Consider the following 3,562-nt stretch of genomic DNA (forward strand, 5'->3'; position numbering starts at 1 on the left):
GACCCAAGGCGTACCGAGCTCCGCCGGGGTGCCGGCCGCGTTTGCCAAACATACCCTGACCCTGCCGTTCAACGACATCGCCGCCGTCGAGCAAATGCTCAATGAAGTGGGCCAGGACGTGGCGTGCATCATCGTAGAACCCGTGGCCGGCAACATGAACTGCGTGCCACCGGCGCCGGGCTTCCTTGAAGGCTTGCGCGAGCAATGCGACAAACACGGCGTGGTGCTGATTTTCGACGAAGTGATGACCGGCTTCCGTGTCGCCCTCGGCGGCGCCCAGGCTTACTATGGCGTTACGCCGGACCTGAGCACTTTCGGCAAGATCATCGGCGGCGGCATGCCGGTGGGCTGCTTCGGTGGCAAACGCGAAATCATGCAACACATCGCACCGCTGGGCCCGGTGTACCAGGCAGGCACCTTGTCGGGTAACCCGTTGGCAATGGCTGCCGGCCTGACCACCCTGCGCCTGATCAGCCGCCCGGGCTTCCATGCCGAGCTGACCGACTACACCACCCGCCTGCTGGACGGCTTGCAACAGCGCGCCGATGCGGCGGGCATCCCGTTTGTCACCACCCAAGCGGGCGGTATGTTCGGCCTGTACTTCAGTGGTGCTGACGATATCGTCACCTTTGATGACGTGATGGGCAGCGATGCCGACCTGTTCAAGCGCTTCTTCCACCTGATGCTGGAAGGCGGTGTGTACCTGGCGCCGAGCGCGTTCGAAGCCGGCTTTACGTCGATCGCCCATGGCGAGGCCGAGTTGAAACTGACGCTCGATGCTGCCGAACGGGCCTTCGCCGCACTGAAATAACAGCGGCCACGATCAGGCGTCGCCCTGAGCGACGTCTGATTTACTACTTTACTTACAGACTTTTCCTCGTTTTTTCGAGAATCTACCTGCAATCCGGCAGATAACTTGCCCACGCAGCAGAAAATCGAGTAAAGACTTTGTAAGCAGAGGCCTGCTTATTTCATAATGCGCGCTCATTGGACTCCCCGAGGGTCCGCGCGCCCCGTCAGAGGTAAGTCGATTCCCATGAAACGCACCGGCCGCACCCTGGTACTGGGCTGCCTGTTGCTCCTTCAGCCGCTGCTGGCACATGCCCAAGCAGGCGGCAACTCGTTGTTAATCCCAGCGATGGGTCGTTGCACCCTCAATACACAGCCAGACAGCCAGGCCGAAGCCCTGAGCGCGTGCCAGAAACAGGCCGATGGCGGTGATGCGCAGGCGCAATACGAGTTGGGCGAGTACTACCACGACAGCAAGAACCCCGCTCGCGACCTCAACCTGGCCTTGAGCTATTTCGAAAAAGCCTCGCTGCAGGGTCACGCCCAGGCGCAATTCCAGCTGGGCAATATGTTCTTCAAAGGCGAAGGCGTACCGGCCAATAATGTGCAGGCGTATATCGTGCTGAAAATGGCCGCGGTCAACGGCGCCGAAGACGCGCTGGACACCGCCGACGAAGTCGCCGAGCACATGCAGCGCGATGAACTGGAAGTGGCCACACAAGTGCTGGGCCAGATCTTCCGCAATTACTTGCAGGAACTGCAGAGTGCCGATGGGCGCTCGCCGTTCTCACCTCTGCCCTGACTTCAGCTAAACCCTTCTAACGCTATCGCAGGCAAGCCAGCTCCCACATTCGACGGCATTCCAAAGTTGGAATTCGTTCAGTGTGGGAGCTGGCTTGCCTACGATGGGGTCGACGCGGCCTGAAGACTTACTTCTCGGGCATCGGCATCGGAAACGGCATGACATTGCTCACGCCCCGCGCCTCACTGATCTTCGGCGTGCCCAGGCGTTCCACTTCGTCGATGCGCACGATCGAATGCATCGGCACAAAGCTGCGCACTACGCCTTCAAACTGCGCCTTGAGCTTTTCTTCGCCCGGGTCGACGACCAACTGGGTGCGCTCGCCAAAGACGAACTCTTCCACTTCCAGGAAGCCCCACAGATCACTTTGATAGATCTGCTTGGCGTACATCTCGAACACCTGGCCCTGGTTGAGGAAAATCACCTTGTAGATTGGAGCTTCACGTTTGGTCATGGTGGGCGAACAACACATCGGGGATATAAAAGAGGGCGCGAACTATAGCATGGCACCCGATGCACAACGCTAGGAACCAATGGGCATGCCCCCTATAATGCGCGGTTCTTTACCACCAGTTGACGATTCCCATGGCCAAGAAGCTTTACATCGAAACCCACGGTTGCCAGATGAACGAGTACGACAGCTCGCGCATGGTCGATCTGCTGGGCGAACACCAGGCCCTGGAAGTCACTGCCCGCGCCGAAGATGCCGACGTGATCCTGCTCAATACCTGCTCGATCCGCGAGCGGGCCCAGGACCGTGTGTACTCCCAGCTGGGCCGCTGGCGCGAATTGAAACTGGCCAACCCGGAGATGGTGATCGCCGTCGGCGGTTGCGTGGCCAGCCAGGAAGGTGCCGCGATCCGCGACCGTGCACCGTATGTCGACGTGGTGTTCGGCCCGCAGACCCTGCACCGTCTGCCGGAAATGATCGACGCAGCCCGCGTTACCAAGCTGCCGCAGGTAGACGTCTCGTTCCCCGAAATCGAAAAATTCGACCACTTGCCCGAGCCACGTATCGACGGACCAAGTGCCTATGTGTCGGTGATGGAAGGCTGCAGCAAATACTGCACCTTCTGCGTGGTGCCCTACACCCGTGGCGAAGAAGTCAGCCGGCCGTTTGACGACGTGCTGTCGGAAATCATCCACTTGGCCGAAAACGGCGTGCGCGAAGTGACCCTGCTCGGCCAGAACGTCAACGGCTATCGCGGCCAGACCCACGACGGGCGCCTGGCCGACCTGGCGGAGCTGATCCGCGTGGTGGCGGCGGTGGACGGCATTGAGCGCATCCGCTACACCACGTCCCATCCGCTGGAGTTCTCCGACAGCCTGATCCAGGCCCACGCCGAAGTGCCGGAGCTGGTCAAGCATCTGCACTTGCCAGTGCAGTCGGGTTCGGACCGTATCCTGTCGGCGATGAAGCGCAACCACACCGCCCTGGAATACAAGTCCAAACTGCGCAAACTACGTGCAGCGGTGCCGGGCATCTGCATCAGTTCGGACTTTATCGTCGGTTTCCCTGGCGAGACCGAAAAAGACTTCGAGCAGACCATGAAGCTGATCGAAGACGTCGGCTTCGACTTCTCCTACTCGTTCGTCTACAGCCAGCGCCCTGGCACTCCGGCTGCCGACTTGGCGGATGACACCCCGGAAGCGCTGAAAAAAGAACGTTTGAACGTGCTGCAGCACCGACTGAACCAGCAAGGCTTCGAGATCAGCCGACAAATGGTCGGCTCGATCCAGCGCATCCTGGTCACCGACTACTCGAAAAAAGACCCGGGCGAGCTGCAAGGCCGTACCGAGAATAACCGAATCGTCAACTTCCGCTGCGACAATCCAACCCTGATCGGCCAGTTCGCCGACGTGCATATCGATGCGGCGCAACCCCATTCGCTGCGTGGGTCGCTGATCAACTGACAATGAATGAAGATCAAATGTGGGAGCTGGCTTGCCTGCGATAGCGGTGTAACAGGC

General features: G+C 59.9%; 4 protein-coding genes. 3 read left to right on the forward strand and 1 reads right to left on the reverse strand.

Annotated elements, in window-relative coordinates; all coding sequences use genetic code 11:
* Both ACRESD_RS10725 and ACRESD_RS10730 read left to right on the forward strand, forming a co-directional pair.
* On the forward strand, nt 1-811 hold an 811-nt coding region (locus tag ACRESD_RS10725; protein ID WP_431750886.1), incomplete at its 5' end, for an aminotransferase class III-fold pyridoxal phosphate-dependent enzyme.
* 225 nt (nt 812-1,036) lie between these two features.
* Nucleotides 1,037-1,591 carry a tetratricopeptide repeat protein gene (locus ACRESD_RS10730; protein WP_123717431.1) on the forward strand — a complete coding sequence of 185 codons (555 nt, stop codon included), beginning with the start codon at nt 1,037-1,039 and terminating at the stop codon, nt 1,589-1,591.
* A gap of 127 nt (nt 1,592-1,718) precedes the next feature.
* On the opposite strand, the gene ACRESD_RS10735 is transcribed toward ACRESD_RS10730, so the two are convergent.
* Nucleotides 1,719-2,045, reverse strand: coding sequence for a DUF1820 family protein (locus tag ACRESD_RS10735; RefSeq protein ID WP_003236992.1), 327 nt, complete (start codon nt 2,043-2,045; stop codon nt 1,719-1,721).
* Between the two features lie 131 nt (nt 2,046-2,176).
* Between ACRESD_RS10735 and miaB the strand changes: the two genes are divergently transcribed.
* Entirely contained in the window at nt 2,177-3,505 is a 1,329-nt protein-coding gene (gene miaB / locus ACRESD_RS10740; protein ID WP_431750887.1) for a tRNA (N6-isopentenyl adenosine(37)-C2)-methylthiotransferase MiaB, read from the forward strand.
* Nucleotides 3,506-3,562 lie beyond the last annotated feature (57 nt).

Source organism: Pseudomonas sp. (assembly GCF_050739995.1).
Lineage (GTDB): Bacteria > Pseudomonadota > Gammaproteobacteria > Pseudomonadales > Pseudomonadaceae > Aquipseudomonas.